The organism is Klebsiella sp. 1SOBk10mer, assembly GCF_046602535.1.
GTDB lineage: Bacteria > Pseudomonadota > Gammaproteobacteria > Enterobacterales > Enterobacteriaceae > Klebsiella > Klebsiella quasipneumoniae.
In genome coordinates this window covers 673,919-691,880 of record NZ_JBKIUP010000002.1, presented here as the reverse complement: position 1 = coordinate 691,880, position 17,962 = coordinate 673,919, and the positions used below count along the sequence as shown (strand labels likewise).

The following is a 17,962-nucleotide window of genomic DNA, read 5'->3' as shown; positions in this document are numbered from 1 at the left end:
AAGGCCTTTTTACTATTGGCTGGGGAGTGTATTAGCGCAGGGTCAGCGCCAGGTCATTGAGTTGATCGATGACAATATTCCAGCCCTCGAAAAATCCCATCTGCTCATGCTGCTCGCGGGTTTCATCATCGGCATGCAGCACCGTAGCCGTATAGCGACACCCGCCCTGTTCATCGGCAAAAGTGATGATGGCCGTCATCGCGAAGGGGGAAACGGCGGGGCGATAATCCGCCGTCAGCATCGAGGTCATGACGATTTTTTGTTGCGGGATAACCTCAAGAAAACAGCCGGGGTTATCGCTGCGTTCACCGTCAGGGCCGTGCATCACGGTGTGAAAGGCCCCGCCGGCGCGAAAATCAAAGGTCAGAACCTCGGTTTGCCAGGGCTTCGGGCACCACCAGGTTCGGAGTAATGCCGGGTCGGCCCACGCGCGCCACAGGGCTGCGGCGGGCGCGCTGAGCAGGCGGCTGATAACAAGATCGCGAGAATCGGTTGCGCTACGGGACATGCTACGACTCCTCAGGAAAAGTGGGAGCCAGTCCGCGGCGCGGACCGGCTATCAGGCTTCGTAGTAATTATAGATGCCGGCGGCCATCACCAACTGTGAGGCGACCTCATACGCTTTCTCGCGCCCCACCAGCAGATCGATCATTTTCAGGGCGAAATCAATCGATGTCCCTGGACCCTGGCTGGTTAACAGATTCACCCGCGGATCCCAGACCACCCGCTTATCCTGCCACTGATCGGCGGGGATCTGCGCCTTCAGCGCTGGAAAACCGGTCATGTTGCCGATCGGGAACAGATGATGAGGTACCAGCACGGTCGCCGGAGCGGCGCAGATAGCGGCCACAATGCGCCCAGAGAGATGAAACTGGCGGACGGTTTCCACCAACAGCGGGCTGTCGCGAAAGCACTCCGCTCCCTTGAGGCCGCCCGGGAGGACGATAATATCGAAATCGCCATCGGCCACCTCGACCAGAGGAGCATCCGCCAGCAGCTTGACGCCGCGCGAGCAGACGATGGTCAGGCCGCCGTCGCTGGCGACGCTGGCGGTGGTCACCTTCACCCCGCCGCGGACCAGCAGGTCGATAGTGGTGACCGCTTCGGTCTCTTCGCTACCAGGGGCGAGGCAAATCAGTGCCGACGCGCTCATATTCATTCTCCTTACGCTTGACCAGTTCAAATAAGCGGGCGTTTTCCGGTACGGCAACGCCGTGGGCGCGGGCGCGGTTGAGCAGAAAACCGGTGATATAGTCGATCTCCGTGTGCCGCTGGGCGCGAACGTCCTGCAGCATGGATGAGATATTTTCTGCCGTACTTTCAATCACCTGTTCGACATAAAATAGCAGGTTTTCCGCCGAGGTATGAATACCTTCGCGCTCCATCACTGCCGCCACCTCGCGACAAATGGTCGCAACTTCCTGCGGATAGTCGCGCAGATCGCCATTTTTACACCCTTTTATCGCGGTCAGGGGGTTAATCACGCAGTTAACCGCGAGTTTGCGCCAGGTGGCCGAGAAAATATTGTTGTGCCAGGCGACATCCGGCAGCACGTTCTGCAGCACTTCAGCGAGGTAGCTGTAGTCCTGTTCGTAGTTTTTCGCCGGCCCGATATGCGTGGTGCCCTGGGCGACGTGGATGATGACATTCCCGTCCCGGCGAGCCGCCTGGGTGGTGGAGGCCAGCAGCAACGGCTGTTTCACGCTGCGCAGCTCCTCGACGGTTCCCATGCCGTTATGCACCAGCACAATCGGCGTGGTGTCCGGCAGGATCGCGGCCAGGTGCTTCACCGCGTTTGAAACCTGCCAGGCTTTTAAAGTGACAATCAGCAGCTCGCTGCTGGCAAGAAAATCGGGATCGTTGGCCGTCAGCGACTCGTTGAACACCGAGCCGTCGGTTTCAATGACGTTGACGCTACAGAATGGCTGCGGCACGCGCAGCCAGCCCTGGACTTCATGTCCCTGTTTGCACAACGCGGTCAGCCATAGTTGTCCCAGTGCACCGCATCCCAGTACGGTTACTTTCATTGTTCCTCCTCATCTGCCGCTACCCCAGGCGCTGATGACTAAAGTCTATCTCGTCGCTTTTCGCATCGTCGCACGGAAAGGGGGTTTCGGCGTCGTCGGGCAGCATGGGGAAAATAGCGCGAGCGTTGCGTAATCAGCTAAGCTTCCGGGATAACAAGTTGAGTTATGCCGCGTTGCAGGTATTATGCAACGCAAAAGAAACGGAAGGAGAGGAAAAGATGCCATCTTTCGATATTGTCTCTGAAGTTGATCTTCAGGAAGCCCGTAACGCGGTAGACAACGCGAGCCGCGAAGTCGAGTCGCGTTTTGATTTTCGTGGCGTTGAAGCCACGTTTGAATTAAACGACGCCAACAAGACCATTAAAGTGCTGAGCGAGTCTGACTTCCAGGTGAACCAGCTGCTGGATATCCTGCGCGCCAAGCTGCTCAAGCGCGGCATTGAAGGCACCTCCCTCGACGTGCCGGAAGATATCGTACACAGCGGTAAAACCTGGTTTGTTGAAGCGAAGCTGAAGCAGGGCATTGAAAGCGCGGTGCAGAAGAAGATCGTTAAACTGATCAAAGACAGCAAGCTGAAAGTGCAGGCCCAGATTCAGGGCGAAGAGATCCGCGTGACCGGTAAGTCCCGCGACGATCTGCAGTCGGTGATGGCGCTGGTGCGCGGTGGCGATCTGGGACAACCGTTCCAGTTCAAAAACTTCCGCGACTAAGGCGGCCGACAGACAGCAAAAAGCGGGGAATTCCCCGCTTTTTTATACCCCTTTGATGAGCTGCTCTATCTCGAAGCGGTTGGTGACTTTGCTGTCGATTTTGATATACACCGAACGCTCCTCGGGCACCACCAGCGCCTGATGAACCCCGCTGGCATTCAGCAGACGCGCCTGCAGCGCGCTGTCGACCACCACGCCGTCCGGTACCTCTACCCGCAGGCTGCTGACGTAGGGCGGCTCGCTCATGGTGCTGGCCACCAGCAGCCACAGCATCGCCAGCAGGGCGCCCAGCAGAAACACGGTCTGCGAATCAAAGAAACCATCGACCCAACCGCCAAGGGCGCCGCCAATCGCCACCCCGAGGAACTGGCTGGTGGAGTAGACGCCCATCGCGGTGCCTTTGTAGCCCGCCGGCGACTCTTTGCTAATCAACGACGGCAGCAGCGCTTCCAGCAGGTTAAACGCCAGGAAGAAGAGCTGAACGCCCGCCACCAGTTCCCAGAAGTAGCCTCCTGCGCCCCAGAGGACAATCTCCGCAATCAGCAGGATGGCGACGCAGAGCAAAAAGACGCGCTTCATCTTACGCTTCACTTCGGCGTAGATGATAAACGGCACCACCGAGATGAAGGAGATAACCATGGTGACCAGGTAAATCTTCCAGTGCTCGGCGGCCGGGAAGCCGGCGGCCTCCAGCTGTCCGGGCAGCGCGACAAAAGTGGACATCAGCATGATGTGCAGGCACATGATGCCAAAGTTGAGCTTCAACAGGCGCGGCTCCGCCAGCACCTTGCTAAAGCAGCCCTTCACCATCCCGGATTCGCGGTTAAGCACGTGGTTCTGGCTGTTGGGAACCACCCACAGGGTGAGCAGAATGCCGACGGTCGCCAGGATGGCGATCATCCAGAACAGGGCGTGCAGACCCAGCTGATGGGTAATAATCGGCCCCAGCACCATGGCGATAGCGAAAGTGACGCCGAAGCTGACGCCAATAAACGCCATCGCTTTAGTGCGGTTCTGTTCGCGGGTGAGATCGGAGAGCAGGGCCATGACCGCGGCGGCGATGGCGCCGGAGCCCTGAAGGGCACGGCCAAGAATGATGCCCCAGATGGAGTCGGTGAGCGCGGCGATGACGCTGCCGAGCACGAAAATAAGCAGGCCGCCGACGATCAACGGCTTACGGCCAATACGGTCAGATAACAGTCCGAAGGGGATCTGGAACACCGCCTGCGCCAGACCGTAGATGCCGATCGCCAGGCCAATCAGCGCTTCACTGGCGCCCTGCAATGCCATGCCATACGTGGTCAGAACCGGCAGGACCATAAACATGCCAAGCATGCGCAGGGAGAATACCGTCCCCAAACCCCAGGTCGCGCGCAGTTCCCCTGGCGTCATTTTGTTATCGTTCATTACCACCTCAATATAAAAACTGCGCCTAGTGTAGCGGCGGGGGGTAAGAAGCGTAAATAAATGTTTGTTTAACAGATATTACGGGGCTGTTGCGCGATGCGGCAAGTTGGTAAAAATCAATAAACCAGTGGAGGAGGACTCCACTGGCGAGGGGGAAAATTAAGGTAAAGTAAAGTCAACCCACTGGCTGCCGGCATCAGCCGATTTGACGCATTGCTCGACCCAATAGACACCGTGCAGACCGGCTTCGACGTCCGGATACCAGAAGTCTTGCAGGAAGGCGCGATCGTCACGATCCGTGGCGTCAATCGCCTGCGCATAGCGGCGATAGAGGTTGGCCCAGGCTTCAAACAGCCCTTCCGGATGACCGCCGCCGATGCGATCGTCCGCCAGCGCGTTTGCGCTCAGGTAGGGCATCCCGCGTTCCAGAATGCGCGCCGGCTCGCCCTGCACCTCATAGCTGAGCTGGTTAGGATGCTCATCCCACCATTCGATACTCGCTTTTTCGCCGACGATGCGTACTTTTTGCGAGTGCATGGCGCCGCTGTTCACCGCGCTGGTCCACATCGAGCCAACCGCGCCGTTGTCATATTCCATCAGGACAAAGGCGTTATCTTCCAGCGGCGCGCGAGAGGGAACAAAGCTCTGGCGGGAGCACATCAGCCGTTTGATATTGAGCTGTGGCGCCATGGTTTCGGCGACAAACAGCGGATGGGTGGCCAAATCTCCCAGCACATAGCTGGGCCCGGCGAACTTCGGCGTCACGCGCCAGCGGGTGGATTCTGCCTGCAGCTCGACGGCCTGGTTATGAAAGCCGTGGGCGAACTGCATATTGACGATGCGGATCTCGCCGAGCAGTCCATCGGCAATCATCTGCCGCGCCTGCTGGATCATCTGATAGCCGGCATAGCCGTAGGTGACGCCGACGATTTTGTTCTGTTTTTTACTCAGGTCCACCAGTTCGCGCGCCTCTTCGGCGGTAAAACAGAGGGGCTTTTCACAGATGACGTGGAGGCCCGCTTCCAGCGCCGCTTTGGTGATGGCGAAATGGGTATTATTCGGGGTGGTGACCGAGACGACCTCGATCCCGTCAGGGCGCTGCGCCTCTTCACGAAACAGGGTCTGGTAGTCGGCGTAGCAGCGCTCCGGCGCGATGCCCAGTTGCTCACCGAACGCGCGCCCGCGCTCGGCATCGACGTCAAGCGCGCCGGCCAGTAGGGTGTAAACATTGTCACGCAGCGCCGCACAGCGGTGGCTGTAGCCGATCTGGCTGGTTCCCCCGCCGCCGACCATGCCCCAACGCAGGGAACGGGATAAGGGTTTCAGACCGTTTAACATGGTGCTCTCCTTTTTGAAATCATTCGCACTCTGAGGCGCTCAATGCCGACGCCTGCGGCAACGCGCATCCGGATAGACTGACCTAAACTTAAGGAAATGTTTGTTCTGTTTCAATTGTATTGTGGAATTTATTTTTCATATATGCGAAGGGGATCGAATAAGCAGAAGTTTATTTTCCGCTGGGTTGAAAAGGAGAGGGGAATCAACGGCGACGGGTACAGGCCGGAATGTGGCGGAATGCTTTTCGTTACAGAGCAAGATGAAATAAATTTTCTTTTTAACCTCAACGTGCGGTGCAATCCGCAGATTGCACCGGAGGAAGACGACGACATTACGCTCCGCGCACAGATGCGGGGGCTGGCGAAGCGGCGGGAGGATTACCGGCCGCAAAGATACCCTTCGCCGCCAGGCCTGCGACGGTGAGGGCTGCCGGGATGCCGAGGATCAAAAAGACGCTTTCGAAGGGCAGGTTGAGCGCCATCATCTCAGCGCCAGCAAAGGCGCTGAGGATCGCGCCGATCCGCCCGACGCCGTGCATCCAGCTGGATCCCGTCGCTCGCGCCTGCGTGGGGTAGTAACGGGCGGAGAGGGCGTTCATGCCGGTATTGGCGCCGTTCAGGCAGGCGCCGCTGATAAACGCCAGCATACAGAGCAGGGCAAAGCTGCCCGCCGCGTAGCCCATCGCCATGGTAAACAGGCCGCCGACGGCGTAGATCATCCCCAGCGCGCGATGGGGATTGATGCGGTCCATCAGCCAGCCGGCAAACAGCGAGCCGAGGGTACCTCCCGCCTGGTAGATGGCCGTCATGACGGCCGCCTGGCTGACGGTAAGCCCGACCTCCTTAACCAGCGTTGGCAGCCAGCTGCCGAGAATATAGACGAGGAACAGCCCCATAAAGTAGACCAGCCATAGCATCAGCGAGCCAAAGCCATACTGGCGGGAGAGCACAATGCGCATCGCATTCCCGGCCGCCGGCTGCGCCGGCAGGATAAACGTCACGTTGTCGCTGATTTGTCCGGGATAAAGACGATTGAGGATGGCGCGAATGCGCGCCGCAGGCGCTTGTTTTATCACCAGAAAACGAACCGATTCCGGCAGCCGCCAGATAAGCAGGGGGGCAAACAGCAGCGGCAGAATGCCGCCGAGCGCCATCAGCGAGTGCCAGCCAAACTGCGGGATCAGCCATGACGCGGTAAATCCTCCGGCCGCCGCGCCGAAGGTGAAGCCGCAGAAGATGACGGTAATAATAAATGAGCGCTGGCGTTCCGGAGCGTATTCCGACACCAGCGTCCCGATGTTCGGCATCGCGGCGCCCAGTCCGAGGCCGGTCATAAAGCGGAAGAACATCATCTGCTCAATGTTGTGCGAGAAGGCGGTGGCGATGGTCCAGAAGCCGAAGAAGAAGACGCTGTTGATGATGATCTTCTTGCGTCCCAGCCAGTCGGCGAGCGGGCCAGAGAAAATAGCGCCCAGCGCGAGGCCGATCAGCGCGGCGCTAATCACCAGGCCCAACTGGTGGTTGCTTACCCCCCACTCCAGCTTCAGCGTCGGGGCGATAAAGCCCATGATCGCGATATCAAACCCATCAAGAGCGATAACGCAAAAGCCGAGAAAAATAATCTGCTTTTGAAAGCGGCTCAGAGGATTACGGTTAATTAACTCTCTGACATCCAGGCGTTGAGTCTGTGTCATAGCGTATTCCTTATGCGCAGGAGCGCAGGTAGGGCTGCGCGGCATTGAACAGTAATTGCGCCCGCTGGAGGGGCGGCAGGGCGCCCTGCTCACCGTCCAGCGGCACTTCGAGGGAGACCGGTAGCGTTGCCGGCAGTGCCGCCATCAGACCGTGCAGATCCAGACCGCCTTCCCCCGGCACGTTGCGCGCTGAGCGGGCCTGGCGGATGAGCTCCTGCTCGCTTTCCGGCCGCTGCGCCGCGCCATCGCAGAGTTGCATATAGTTCAGATGATGCGCGGGCAGGCTGGAGAGGGCGGCGAGCGATTCCCCCGCGCGCCAGAAATGAAGGGCGTCCACCAGGATGCCGATATCTTCCCGCCCGCTGGCGGCGATCAGCGCCTGCGCATCGGCGATCGTGCGCAGCTGGGTCCAGGGCATCGGCTCAAGGTTCATGGTCAGGCCAAATGAGCGACCGGCTGCGGCGAGAGTGGCCAGGTTGTCGGCGCTGCGCTGCAGGTTGTCGTCATTCCCGGCGACTAACACCTGTCCGGCGCCAAGCCGCGCGGCGGTCTCCATAAAGCGCTGCAGCCGATCGTCGAGGGTAAACCCCGGGCTGAGGCGGACGATCTCCACGTCCGAGACGCGGATGCCGGTTTCCATCAGCGCGACCAGGGTCGCGCGGACGGCGGGGGTATCGCCCAGCATGTCGTAGTCCGGGTCGGCGGGTGTGGCGGGCAGCAGCCGCAGTCCCACGTGGGTAAAACCGGTTCTGGCCGCTATCCGCACCTGTTCGGGGGGAGGGACATCGAGCAGGCTCAGCGCGGCGAGCGATAGGGTACGCATGTTCATAAAGGGCTCCGGTACAGTTGCAGGTGAAGTTAGCCAGGGGTATTGCCGTCCCTGGTTTTTATTGCTTTGTTTTTATTGTGTTTGCCGCCAGATTTTTGCCCACCAGGTAGCCGAAGGTCATAGCCGGCCCGAGGGTGATCCCTCCGCTGGGGTAATAGCCGCGCATCACGCTCGACATGTCGTTGCCGATGGCGAACAGACCCGGTATCGGCTGCTGCTGCCCATCCAACACCCGAGCGTGCTCGTCGGTTTGTAACCCGCTAAAGGTGCCCAGCGAGCCGGGCAGAATGCGCACCGCGTAGAACGGCCCTTCGCGCAGCGGTCCGAGCGTCACCTGATGGTCACCCTGCGCGCGGTTATAGGCCGATGCGCCGCGGTGAAAATCGATGTCTTCACCGGTGCTGGCAAAATGGTTAAAGCGTGCAACGGTTTCCGCCAGCGCATCGGTATCGATGGCGCACCGCTTCGCCAGCTCGGCAAGGGTGTTTCCTCGCCGCAGATAGCCGGTACGCAGCCAGGCGGTAGGGGAGAATGGAAAGGGCCTGGCGTGGCCCAGGCCATAGCGGCGCAGCGCGCGCCGATCGGCCAGCAGCCAGGCCTGCGGCGTGTCGCCCGCGGGCGTCGCCGCCAGCAGGGCGGCGATAAAGTCGTGATAGGAGTCGGCCTCGTTAACAAAGCGTTTGCCGTTAGGCAGGACGGCGATCACCCCGGGCTTGGCGCGTTCCACCAGATGGGGAAACATCAGCTGCTGGCCGCTGGCGAGGGTGACGCGGGACACCGGCGCCCAGGCCAGCGGGTGGCGCAGGCGGGTATCGAACTGGCCGCCGGCGGATTCGCCAAGGCGGATCCCCTCGCCCTGATTGTCAGGCGGCGCGGCGGAGAAATGGCCGTAACCCTCCGCGGCATGAGGCACCACCTGCGCCAGGCGCTGCCGATCGTGGGGAAAACCGCCGCAGGCCAGCACCACGGCGCCCGCTTCGACGAGTATCTCCCCGCCGTCGCTGCGCAGCACTGCACCGGACACTCCCTGCGGACCCTGCAGCAGTCTGACCGCCGGGGCGTTGAGCTGAAAACGCACCCCGGCGTCGAGGGCGGATCGTAGCAGACGGGCGACCAGCGCATTGCCATTGACCAGATGCAGCCCTCGTCCGGCGCGCAGCCGCTGCCAGCCGTGGCGCAGCAGGCGGCGGGCGGCATACAGCGCAGAGCGCGGCGAGCGGGTAGCGTTGAAAAAATGCGCCATGTCCGCGCCGCCGGCGATGCCCATCCCGGCAAGACTGATGGTCTCCAGCGGCGGGCGCAGTCGGTGGAGCCAGTCGCCGAGCAGGCGGCCATCGTAGGGCTGAGCGGTGACCGACCGCCCACCGTTCGCCGCGCCCGGCGACGCGTGAAAGTCCGGCATGGTGCTGCCCGACAGAAACTTCACCGCCGTCCGTTGATGAAAAAAATCCACCATTTCCGGCCCGTAATGCAGGAAGGTCTGCAAGCGAACGTCGGCGGCTTCTCCCCCCATCTCATGCTGCAGATAGGTCAGCGGGGCATCGGCCGCTTCGTCGATGCCCTCCGCTCGCGCCAGCGGGTTGCAGGGGATCCACAGCCAGCCGCCGGACCAGGCGCTGGTCCCGCCGAGCACTGACGCTTTCTCCGCCACCATGACGCTGGCGCCGTGCACTGCCGCGGTGACCGCGGCAGAGAGTCCCGCCGCGCCGGATCCGACCACCAGCACATCCACCTTCACAGGCCCGCTCATGATGGACTCCTTATTGCAATGGTGAAAAAGCGGTGGGGCGCATCAGCACCGATTCGAGGCGCTCCACGGCGGCCAGTTCGCGGTTTTTCCGCGAGAAGGTCTGCCAGCGCTCGTCCTGGGCCATCCGTGCGCGGCGTACCAGGCGATCGTCCAGGCTTTCGTAAGCCCAGATGTGCACTACCTGATTGACCACGCCGATCTCGGTAAAAAAGAAGCCGATCAGTTTGCCAAGATGGTCAGTTTGCACCGCCAGGGCATCGCTTTGGTATAGCGCCAGCCAGTCGGCCATTTTCAGCGGATTGATGGTGTAGGTGCGTTTTTCGTAGATCATGATGTTTTCCTGATTAGTGGGTGGCGGGTTGCGCCAGATGGCAGGCGGCGAGGTAGCCAAACGTCAGCCCCGGGCCAAGGGTGATGCCGGGACCCGGGTAGGTGCCGGCCATCAGCGAATCCATGTCGTTTCCCACCGCGTACAGCCCCGCAATGGGGTTGCCTTCAGCGTTGACGACCTGGGCATCGGCGGTGGTGACCAGACCTCGAGAAGTCCCCAGATCGCCGGTATAGAGTTTGATGGCATAGAACGGCGCGCTGAGCAGGGGAGCGTTGCAGGCGTCAGGATGACGGCCCGGATCGCCCATCGCCCGGTTATAGCTGTTGCCGCCTTTGGCAAACTCACGGTCCACACCCTGCGCGGCGTCACGATTGTAGCGGGCGACCGTCTCGCTCAGGGCGTGGGCATCCAGCCCAAGCTGCTGCGCCAGCGCGGCCAGGGTATCGGCTCTATGCAGATAGCCAGCGGCGATCAGGGCGTCATTGTTCACCGGCGCCGGGCGCGCCAGCCCGAGGCCATAACGCTTCATCACCTGCGCGTCGCACAGTAAAAAGCAGGGGGCATTCTCCGCTGCACGCTGCATCGCGCTCGCAAAATGGTGATAGGAGCTGGACTCGTTAACGAGGCGTACCGCCCGCTGATTGACGGCAATCACGCCCGGCTTGGCCCGGTCGGTCACCAGGTGGGGGAAGCGCTCCTCGCTACCGTCGGCCCGGGTCAGCACCGATACCGGCGCCCAGAAAAAGTTGGACGCGCGATCGGCTCCCTCGCGAGCGTTGAGTGCCGCCGCGAGACGCAGAGCGGCGCCATCATTGGCTGGCGGCGACATGGTGAAGTGCTCTCGGGTGTGAGGCCGATAGCGCGCCGCCAGCGCGCCAGCGGCAAAGCCGCCTGCGGCTAGCACCACCCCACGGCGGGCGTGTAGCGTCTCTTTTTGCCCCTGATAGTCAATCTCTACCCCGGTGACCGCGCCTTGCGATTCGCACAGCGCCAGCACATTGACATTCAGCCGAAGGCTCATGCCTTTACGCAGCGCCGTGGTCGCCATGCGGGCAATCAGCGCATTGCCCATCGCCAGGCGGGTGCCGCGAGGATATTTCACCCGGTCGCGGGCGTAGCGCAGCAGCAGCCGGGTGCAATGGGCCAGGGAGCGCAGCGAGCGACGCATATCGAGAAAATGTTGAATGTCGACGCGGTTGACCATCATCCCGCCAAACAGCAGCATCCCCGGCGGAGGCGAGCGCAGGTCGCGAAACGCGTCCCCCAGTTCACGGCCGTCATACTCGACCACCTCCAGCGCCCGACCGACGTCGACGGCGCCGGGCTCATCCGGATAGTAATCGGGTGAGAGCGGGCGCAGGCTATATTTCACCGCCCCCTCGCGCTCCAGAAAGGCGAGGGCCTCTCGCCCGGCGCGGACAAACGCCTCGGCGATATCTTCGCGGTAGTGGGCCTCGCCGATAATGGTTCGTAGATAGGTTTTGATCGCTTCGGCGCTACCGCTTTTGCCCTCGGCGCGCGCCTGGTCGGTATCGTGCAGCCACACGGCGCCGCCGGAGATAGCCGAGGTGCCGCCGAACTGACCGGCTTTCTCCAGCATCAGCACCGACAGCCCTTTGCAGCTGGCGGTGACCGCGGCGGCAAAGCCAGCGGCGCCACTGCCGATGACGATCACATCCCAGCTTTTCATGCCGCCGCTCCCTGCGCCGACGGGATGGCGCCGATAAACTGGCCCATCAGCGTCATCTGCGCCAGCGCCATTTCCGGCCCAGTCTGTACCCGGCAGCCGCGGGCGGCGGCGAAGGTGAGCAACGGCGTCATCACCGGAGCGGTGACAACGTCGGCCACGTGGGTGGCGCTGTCGAGCGTCTCCAGCAGCGCCTGGGGTAGGGGCAGTGCATCAAACCCGGCCATGCCGGCCGGCGAGCCATTGATCAGCAGATCGACACCGTGCAGGCTGTCCGGCAGCGTGCTCAGTTGCACCGCCGGAAAGGCCTCAGTCAGAAGATCGTGCAGGCGTTGCCGGGTGGCCGGGTTTTGATCGTGCAGCGCCAGTTGGCGGATCCCCGCCTCGCACAATCCCCAGGCGATGGCGCTGCCGACGCCGCCGCAACCGGAGAGCAGCGCCTGCTTACCTGCCGGCTGAAAACCCTGTGCCTCGGCGGCAAGCTGAAATCCGACGCCGTCCAGCATATCGCCCTGTAACCGGCCATCCGCCAGCTTGCGGATCACATTGATGGCGTTGAGTCGGCGAGCGCGCGGCGTAAGTTCGTCGACCAGCGCGGCGGCGCGTTGTTTATGCGGTACCGTCACCAGCACGCCGCTCATGTTCTGCCAGCCGCGCAGGGCGTTGAGGTAGGCGGCCACCGCGTCCGGGACGATATCCACCGGGATCATGACGCTGTCCATGTGCTGTTCGGCAAAGTAGCGGTTGAAGTTATCCGGTGATTTCACCTGGGCGATCGGATGACCAATCACGGCGACAACCTGGGTAGTTCCACTGACCATTTCAAACCTCATTTGTTAAATGAATGTTGTGAAAGTATTTCAGCGGAAGCTGGGAGCGACAACGCAGAATTCGGACATGTTGGTTGTTAATCGCACCATCGCTGCGATAATCGCAGGAAATCGATAATGATGTTGCAAAAATGTGAGCGAATATGCAAAACACCATTCATCCACGCGATCTGATCGTCGGTTTACAAAAAGGGTTGGCGTTGATCCAGCTTTTTTCCAAAAACTGCCCAAAGCTCACTGTTGCCCAGGCGGCGAAAATGAGCGGTCTGACGCAAAGCGCGGCACGACGTTTTTTGTTGACGCTGCTGCATGATCGTTATTTGCAAACCGATGGGCGCTATTACTGGCTTACCCCGAAGACCCTGCGGCTTGGCCAGGCCTATGTTGATTCGGCGCAGTTTCCACGCATGGTGCGACCGATTGTCGAATACATCGCCAGCCGGACCGAAGAGCACGCCTCGGTGGGGGTGGTGGATGAAGATGAGCTGGTCTATATCGCCCGCAGCCGGCATACGCCGTTTAACTCCACGTCGGTTCGGCTAGGGGAGCGGGTGCCCATCTTCTGTACCGCCGGGGGGCGATTATGGCTGGCTTCGCTGCCGGAAGCAGAGTGTGAAGCGGTTCTGCAGCGCATTACCCGGGAACAACGCACGCCCTATACGGTGACCGACGTCGCGCCGCTGATGGAGAAAATCGCTCAGGTGCGGCGTCAGGGATACGCCACTATTGAACAGGAGTTTGAGATTGGCATGCTGGTGCTGGCGGTACCGTTAACCGACAGGGAAGGAACCTGGTGGGGAGCGCTAAGTCTGACCAGCCATCAATCGCGGACCTCGCTGGAAGCGTTATGCCGTGATCATCTCGATCTGCTCTACAGCGCGCAAGCGATGCTGGTGGGGTAAACAGGGCAGCCGATGCGCTGCCCTCGGCAAGATGTCGCTTAGGCTGATGCTTTGTTCAGGAAACTGCTCCAGTCGCTGGCGGCGTTATCGACAAAGGTGTTCCAGCTGTTGCCGGCGGTATTGACGAAGCTTCCCCAGTTATCCTTACCGGCGGTCACAAAGGTTTCCCAATTTGACTGACCGGTCAGGAAGGAACCAAACGCCATTGTGCTGTCGCAGACGAACGAGGCGAATGCGTTGCCAGAGGTGAGGACAAAGGAGGTGAAACCGATGCCCGAGTTGGCGACGAAGCTGGCGAAGCCGCTGGCCGCGCCGAACAGGTTAAAGCCGCCGGAGATGTAGAGCATTTCGTTCAGTGTTAACTCTTTCATTGCAATTCCTTGTATTGAATATTTCCAAAACGGGCGTAAGCCCGAGGCGAAAGGTAGCACCGTAGAGCTGAACGGGGCGAGCGACGTCGGGCTGGTATAAGCTCATTTTTTCCTCATTTATTAGCGGGTAGCTACGAAAACGGTGTGGGGGAGGGGAGGGAAGTATGAATTGAGAAAGGAAAAAGACATGAAAGAGAAAAGAAAAAGCCCCGTAAAAACGGGGCTTTATATCATACTGGAGCGGGTGATTATCTCACATAAGCCAGCAGACTATGTGAATCCGGCACCATAAAGTCAACGGACATCATCACGGACAGCGCAGTGATGGCGACGATGGAAAAGACGAAGAGCTTACGCGCCCAGACTTTATCATCTGCCACTTTGTAGCCGCGCAGCGCCATGCCCAGCCACCAGACGCTGACCGCTGCCGCTACGACCAGGTATTTGTACCCGGCATAGCCGCCCAGCGAGAGCATCAGGGTCGCAACGGCAAAGGCGACGATGTACAGCGTAATATGGTTTTTGGCGACCGATATACCTTTCACTACCGGCAGCACCGGAATATTCGCCGCCTGATAATCCTTGAAGCGGAAAATCGCGATGGCGTAGGAGTGAGGCATCTGCCACAGGCTAAAAATAGCCAGCAGGATAGCCGCACCGCTGTCGAAATCACCGGTCACTGCGCAGTAGCCAATCACCGGCGGCGCTGCGCCGGAGAGTGAGCCAATCAGCGTGCCATAGACGGAGTGGCGTTTCATGTACAGGCTGTAGACGCCAACATAAACCACGAACCCCATCACCCCCAGCCAGCAGGCCAGCGGATTTGCGCCGAACCACAGCAGCATAAAGCCAGCAATACCCAGCAAGGTGGCGTACACCAGCGAAGCTTCTGGCGAGATCAGCCCTTTGACCAGCACCCGGTTTTTCGTCCGTTCCATCTTACGATCGATGTCCCGGTCGATGTAGTTGTTGAATACACAACCCGAGGCGACCACCAGGGATACTCCAAGGAGCGTCCAGACGAACAGCGGATAGTCGATGTGGCCTTTGGAGGCCAGCAGGAAACCGCCGATCACGGAGATCAGGTTGCCAAAAATAATGCCTGGTTTCGTAACTTGCAGGTATTGCTTAAACATACTCGCCGCTCTTAGTGCATCATCATGTTGTAGTTCAGGTTCCACATAATCCAGATGGAGCCGACAACCACGATCGCAATGATGATTACGGTGAAGATAAATGCGGTCAGGTTCCAGCCTTCATCGGACTTGCTGTTCATATGCAGGAAGTACACGAGGTGTACCACGATCTGCACCACAGCGGTCACCAGAATGGTGCCAAGGATAACCGCATGCGAGGCGGAGCCACTCATCACCATGGCGAACGGAATGACCGTCAGGATGATGGACAGGATAAATCCTGTCATGTAGCTCTTCACGCTGCCGTGAGAAGCGCCGCTATGATCGGTAGAATGACTCATTACATCGCCCCCATCAGATAGACAACCGAGAACACGCAGATCCACACTACGTCCAGGAAGTGCCAGAACAGGCTCAGGCACAGGATACGGGTGCGGTTAGTGCTGGTCAGGCCACGACGTGAAACCTGGAACATCAGCACCGCCATCCAGATAAGACCGGAGGTCACGTGCAGACCGTGGGTGCCGACCAGCGCGAAGAACGCGGACAGGAAGCCACTACGATCCGGACCAAAGCCTTCCATGATCAGGTGATGGAATTCATAGATTTCCATCCCGATAAATCCGGCGCCAAACAACCAGGTCAACGCCAGCCAGGAAACCACCTGGCTCTTGTTGTTTTTGTACATGGCGATAGCCGCCATGCCGTAGGTGATGGAGCTGAACAGCAGCAGTGCGGTTTCAACCAGAACGAACGGCAGTTCGAAAATATCTTTGCCAGTTGGTCCGCCGGCTGTGCCGTTCACCAGAACGGCATAGGTAGCAAACAGCGTAGCGAAGATAATGCAGTCGCTCATCAGGTAGATCCAGAAACCGAATACCTTCATCGGTCCTGTATCATGGTGCCCGTGTTCATGCGCGTGGGCAGTATGCGCAAGAGTATCAGTTGCCATTTTTCAGCCCTGCTTTGTTAATCTCATCGAAATGCTGTTTTTCCAGTTTTTCGACTTCTGCAACCGGTACGTAGTAATCCACGTCCTCGTCAAAGCTCTTAATAATCCAGGTCGCTACGATGCCGATGAAGCTGGCGATCGCCATCCACCAGATATGCCAGATCATGGCGAAACCAAATACCGTAGCGAAGGCGGCAATGACGATGCCGGCGCCGCTGTTCTTCGGCATATGAATTTCTTCATAGTGAGCAGGCTGTTTGTACGCTTCACCTTTCTCTTTCATTTCCCAGAAGGCGTCACGCTCGTGAACCTGAGGAACGATAGCGAAGTTGTAGAACGGCGGTGGAGAAGAGGTTGCCCACTCCAGCGTACGGCCACCCCATGGGTCACCGGTCAGGTCACGGTTCTGATCGCGGTCGCGAATAGAGACGTAGAACTGAATCAGCTGGCACAGGATACCGCAGGCGATCAGCGCCGCACCGCAAGCTGCAACAACCAGCATCGGGTGGAACTGCGGATCGATCTGCTGGCTCAGACGACGGGTCATCCCCATGAAGCCCAGCACGTACAGCGGCATAAACGCCACGAAGAAGCCGATGATCCAGAACCAGAAAGCGCGTTTGCCCCAGGTTTCGTTCAGGGTGAAGCCAAAGGCTTTCGGCCACCAGTAGGTCAGACCGGCGAAGCAACCGAACACCACACCGCCGATGATAACGTTATGGAAGTGCGCGATCAGGAACAGGCTGTTGTGCAGAACGAAGTCCGCGCCCGGTACCGCCAGCAGCACACCGGTCATCCCACCGACGGAGAAGGTGACGATAAAGCCGATAGTCCACATCATCGCCGAGTTGAAGACGATGCGGCCCTGATACATGGTGAACAGCCAGTTGAAGATCTTAACCCCGGTCGGGATCGCGATAATCATGGTGGTAATACCGAAGAAGGCGTTTACGTTCGCGCCAGCACCCATGGTGAAGAAGTGGTGCAGCCAAACGATGAACGACAGAACGGTAATACAGACGGTTGCCCACACCAGAGAGGTGTAACCGAACAGACGCTTACGCGAGAAGGTCGCGGCGATTTCGGAGAAGACCCCGAACACCGGCAGAACCAGGATGTACACTTCCGGGTGACCCCAGGCCCAAATCAGGTTGATGTACATCATCATGTTGCCACCCATATCGTTGGTAAAGAAATGGGTGCCCAGGTAACGATCCAGGGTCAGCAGCGCGATGGTGACGGTCAGAATTGGGAAAGAGGCGATAATCAGGATGTTAGCGCACAGAGATGCCCAGGAGAATACCGGCATCTTGAACATGGTCATGCCCGGGGCGCGCATCTTGATAATGGTCACGAAGAAGTTAATACCGGTCAGGGTAGTACCGATACCGGAGAGCTGCAGCGCCCAAATCCAGTAGTCGACCCCTACGCCAGGACTGTATTCAATTCCCGACAGCGGCGGATAAGCCAGCCAACCGGTCTGCGCGAACTCACCGACGCCCAGAGACAGGTTAACCAGAATCACGCCCACAACGGTGAACCAGAAGCTCAGGTTGTTGAGGAACGGGAAGGCTACGTCGCGTGCGCCGAGCTGAAGCGGAACCACCAGGTTCATCAGACCGATAACGAACGGCATCGCCACGAAGAAGATCATGATAACGCCGTGGGCGGTAAAGATCTGATCGTAGTGATGAGGCGGCAGGAAGCCTGCTTCCCCGGCCGAGGCCAGCACCTGCTGGCTACGCATCATGATGGCGTCAGCAAAGCCACGCAGCAGCATGACGATTGCCACGATAACGTACATGATACCGAGACGTTTGTGGTCGACAGAAGTCAGCCACTCGTTCCATAGGTAGGACCACTTACCGAAGTAAGTGATGGCTGCCAGAAGCGCCAGTCCCCCAATGATAATCGCAGCCACCGTTACCACGATAATAGGTTCGTGGTAGGGCACTGCATCCAGTGTAAGTTTTCCGAACATCGTTTTCTTCCTCGGCCC

General features: G+C 59.6%; 18 protein-coding genes. 2 read left to right on the top strand and 16 right to left on the bottom strand.

Going from position 1 to position 17,962, the window contains the following annotated elements; genetic code table 11:
• Positions 1 to 31 precede the first annotated feature (31 nt).
• From ACLH1I_RS09025 to panE, 3 genes are read right to left on the bottom strand one after another with little or no spacing between them, the layout of a single operon-like run.
• Positions 32 to 508 (bottom strand): SRPBCC family protein, encoded by a 477-nt coding sequence (locus ACLH1I_RS09025; protein WP_048323159.1) that lies wholly within the window; start codon positions 506 to 508, stop codon positions 32 to 34.
• Positions 509 to 559: 51 nt separating this feature from the next.
• On the bottom strand, positions 560 to 1,153 hold the full coding sequence (gene yajL / locus ACLH1I_RS09020; protein WP_004204820.1) for a protein deglycase YajL: 594 nt from the start codon (positions 1,151 to 1,153) through the stop codon (positions 560 to 562).
• On the bottom strand, positions 1,116 to 2,027 hold the full coding sequence (panE, locus tag ACLH1I_RS09015) for a 2-dehydropantoate 2-reductase (RefSeq protein ID WP_065803018.1): 912 nt from the start codon (positions 2,025 to 2,027) through the stop codon (positions 1,116 to 1,118). The genes yajL and panE overlap by 38 nt, the downstream gene beginning before the upstream one ends.
• 218 nt (positions 2,028 to 2,245) lie before the next feature.
• Between panE and ACLH1I_RS09010 the strand changes: the two genes are divergently transcribed.
• On the top strand, positions 2,246 to 2,737 hold the full coding sequence (locus ACLH1I_RS09010) for a YajQ family cyclic di-GMP-binding protein (RefSeq protein ID WP_002891465.1): 492 nt from the start codon (positions 2,246 to 2,248) through the stop codon (positions 2,735 to 2,737).
• Between the two features lie 42 nt (positions 2,738 to 2,779).
• Here ACLH1I_RS09010 and ACLH1I_RS09005 read toward each other — a convergent pair whose 3' ends face one another.
• The 8 genes from ACLH1I_RS09005 to ACLH1I_RS08970 form a co-directional block, all read right to left on the bottom strand.
• Positions 2,780 to 4,144, bottom strand: a complete 1,365-nt coding sequence (locus ACLH1I_RS09005; protein WP_004204817.1) for an MFS transporter — start codon at positions 4,142 to 4,144, stop codon at positions 2,780 to 2,782.
• Between the two features lie 159 nt (positions 4,145 to 4,303).
• The gene (locus ACLH1I_RS09000; protein ID WP_004204816.1) at positions 4,304 to 5,482 is read right to left on the bottom strand and encodes a Gfo/Idh/MocA family protein; all 1,179 of its coding nucleotides are present in this window, start codon (positions 5,480 to 5,482) and stop codon (positions 4,304 to 4,306) included.
• Positions 5,483 to 5,813: 331 nt separating this feature from the next.
• Positions 5,814 to 7,175: an MFS transporter gene (locus tag ACLH1I_RS08995; RefSeq protein ID WP_017898923.1), complete on the bottom strand. Its 1,362-nt coding sequence runs from the start codon at positions 7,173 to 7,175 to the stop codon at positions 5,814 to 5,816.
• A 10-nt stretch (positions 7,176 to 7,185) separates the two neighbouring features.
• The gene (locus ACLH1I_RS08990; RefSeq protein ID WP_017898922.1) at positions 7,186 to 8,004 is read right to left on the bottom strand and encodes a sugar phosphate isomerase/epimerase family protein; all 819 of its coding nucleotides are present in this window, start codon (positions 8,002 to 8,004) and stop codon (positions 7,186 to 7,188) included.
• A 58-nt stretch (positions 8,005 to 8,062) separates the two neighbouring features.
• Complete coding sequence (locus ACLH1I_RS08985) at positions 8,063 to 9,754, bottom strand: FAD-dependent oxidoreductase (protein WP_048294249.1); 1,692 nt, start codon at positions 9,752 to 9,754, stop codon at positions 8,063 to 8,065.
• Between the two features lie 10 nt (positions 9,755 to 9,764).
• Positions 9,765 to 10,085, bottom strand: coding sequence for an NIPSNAP family protein (locus ACLH1I_RS08980; protein WP_004204812.1), 321 nt, complete (start codon positions 10,083 to 10,085; stop codon positions 9,765 to 9,767).
• A gap of 13 nt (positions 10,086 to 10,098) precedes the next feature.
• Positions 10,099 to 11,775, bottom strand: a complete 1,677-nt coding sequence (locus ACLH1I_RS08975; RefSeq protein WP_411302771.1) for an FAD-dependent oxidoreductase — start codon at positions 11,773 to 11,775, stop codon at positions 10,099 to 10,101.
• The gene (locus ACLH1I_RS08970) at positions 11,772 to 12,593 is read right to left on the bottom strand and encodes a shikimate dehydrogenase family protein (protein WP_004204809.1); all 822 of its coding nucleotides are present in this window, start codon (positions 12,591 to 12,593) and stop codon (positions 11,772 to 11,774) included. Before ACLH1I_RS08970 ends, ACLH1I_RS08975 begins: the two co-directional genes overlap by 4 nt.
• Before the next feature lie 152 nt (positions 12,594 to 12,745).
• Here ACLH1I_RS08970 and ACLH1I_RS08965 point away from each other — a divergent pair, with 152 nt between their 5' ends.
• Positions 12,746 to 13,504 carry an IclR family transcriptional regulator C-terminal domain-containing protein gene (locus tag ACLH1I_RS08965; RefSeq protein WP_004204808.1) on the top strand — a complete coding sequence of 253 codons (759 nt, stop codon included), beginning with the start codon at positions 12,746 to 12,748 and terminating at the stop codon, positions 13,502 to 13,504.
• Positions 13,505 to 13,542: 38 nt separating this feature from the next.
• Here ACLH1I_RS08965 and ACLH1I_RS08960 read toward each other — a convergent pair whose 3' ends face one another.
• From ACLH1I_RS08960 to cyoB, 5 genes are all read right to left on the bottom strand, one after another.
• Entirely contained in the window at positions 13,543 to 13,875 is a 333-nt protein-coding gene (locus ACLH1I_RS08960) for a hypothetical protein (protein ID WP_135711676.1), read from the bottom strand.
• Positions 13,876 to 14,123: 248 nt separating this feature from the next.
• Entirely contained in the window at positions 14,124 to 15,011 is an 888-nt protein-coding gene (gene cyoE, locus ACLH1I_RS08955) for a heme o synthase (protein WP_002891629.1), read from the bottom strand.
• Positions 15,012 to 15,022: 11 nt separating this feature from the next.
• Positions 15,023 to 15,352 carry a cytochrome o ubiquinol oxidase subunit IV gene (locus tag ACLH1I_RS08950; protein WP_002891634.1) on the bottom strand — a complete coding sequence of 110 codons (330 nt, stop codon included), beginning with the start codon at positions 15,350 to 15,352 and terminating at the stop codon, positions 15,023 to 15,025.
• The gene (locus tag ACLH1I_RS08945; RefSeq protein ID WP_002891635.1) at positions 15,352 to 15,963 is read right to left on the bottom strand and encodes a cytochrome o ubiquinol oxidase subunit III; all 612 of its coding nucleotides are present in this window, start codon (positions 15,961 to 15,963) and stop codon (positions 15,352 to 15,354) included. The genes ACLH1I_RS08950 and ACLH1I_RS08945 overlap by 1 nt, the downstream gene beginning before the upstream one ends.
• The gene (cyoB, locus tag ACLH1I_RS08940) at positions 15,953 to 17,944 is read right to left on the bottom strand and encodes a cytochrome o ubiquinol oxidase subunit I (RefSeq protein ID WP_004204804.1); all 1,992 of its coding nucleotides are present in this window, start codon (positions 17,942 to 17,944) and stop codon (positions 15,953 to 15,955) included. The genes ACLH1I_RS08945 and cyoB overlap by 11 nt, the downstream gene beginning before the upstream one ends.
• Positions 17,945 to 17,962 lie beyond the last annotated feature (18 nt).

Excerpts from the sequence above, each read along its gene's own strand:
- ACLH1I_RS08975 (WP_411302771.1), bottom strand. The coding sequence starts at position 11,775 with ATGAAAAGCTGGGATGTGATCGTCATCGGCAGTGGCGCCGCTGGCTTT.
- cyoB (WP_004204804.1), bottom strand. The coding sequence starts at position 17,944 with ATGTTCGGAAAACTTACACTGGATGCAGTGCCCTACCACGAACCTATT.
- ACLH1I_RS08995 (WP_017898923.1), bottom strand. The coding sequence starts at position 7,175 with ATGACACAGACTCAACGCCTGGATGTCAGAGAGTTAATTAACCGTAAT.
- ACLH1I_RS08990 (WP_017898922.1), bottom strand. The coding sequence starts at position 8,004 with ATGAACATGCGTACCCTATCGCTCGCCGCGCTGAGCCTGCTCGATGTC.
- ACLH1I_RS08965 (WP_004204808.1), top strand. The coding sequence starts at position 12,746 with ATGCAAAACACCATTCATCCACGCGATCTGATCGTCGGTTTACAAAAA.
- yajL (WP_004204820.1), bottom strand. The coding sequence starts at position 1,153 with ATGAGCGCGTCGGCACTGATTTGCCTCGCCCCTGGTAGCGAAGAGACC.
- panE (WP_065803018.1), bottom strand. The coding sequence starts at position 2,027 with ATGAAAGTAACCGTACTGGGATGCGGTGCACTGGGACAACTATGGCTG.
- ACLH1I_RS08945 (WP_002891635.1), bottom strand. The coding sequence starts at position 15,963 with ATGGCAACTGATACTCTTGCGCATACTGCCCACGCGCATGAACACGGG.
- ACLH1I_RS08980 (WP_004204812.1), bottom strand. The coding sequence starts at position 10,085 with ATGATCTACGAAAAACGCACCTACACCATCAATCCGCTGAAAATGGCC.
- ACLH1I_RS08960 (WP_135711676.1), bottom strand. The coding sequence starts at position 13,875 with ATGAAAGAGTTAACACTGAACGAAATGCTCTACATCTCCGGCGGCTTT.
- ACLH1I_RS08985 (WP_048294249.1), bottom strand. The coding sequence starts at position 9,754 with ATGAGCGGGCCTGTGAAGGTGGATGTGCTGGTGGTCGGATCCGGCGCG.
- ACLH1I_RS08970 (WP_004204809.1), bottom strand. The coding sequence starts at position 12,593 with ATGGTCAGTGGAACTACCCAGGTTGTCGCCGTGATTGGTCATCCGATC.
- ACLH1I_RS09025 (WP_048323159.1), bottom strand. The coding sequence starts at position 508 with ATGTCCCGTAGCGCAACCGATTCTCGCGATCTTGTTATCAGCCGCCTG.
- cyoE (WP_002891629.1), bottom strand. The coding sequence starts at position 15,011 with ATGTTTAAGCAATACCTGCAAGTTACGAAACCAGGCATTATTTTTGGC.
- ACLH1I_RS09010 (WP_002891465.1), top strand. The coding sequence starts at position 2,246 with ATGCCATCTTTCGATATTGTCTCTGAAGTTGATCTTCAGGAAGCCCGT.
- ACLH1I_RS08950 (WP_002891634.1), bottom strand. The coding sequence starts at position 15,352 with ATGAGTCATTCTACCGATCATAGCGGCGCTTCTCACGGCAGCGTGAAG.
- ACLH1I_RS09005 (WP_004204817.1), bottom strand. The coding sequence starts at position 4,144 with ATGAACGATAACAAAATGACGCCAGGGGAACTGCGCGCGACCTGGGGT.
- ACLH1I_RS09000 (WP_004204816.1), bottom strand. The coding sequence starts at position 5,482 with ATGTTAAACGGTCTGAAACCCTTATCCCGTTCCCTGCGTTGGGGCATG.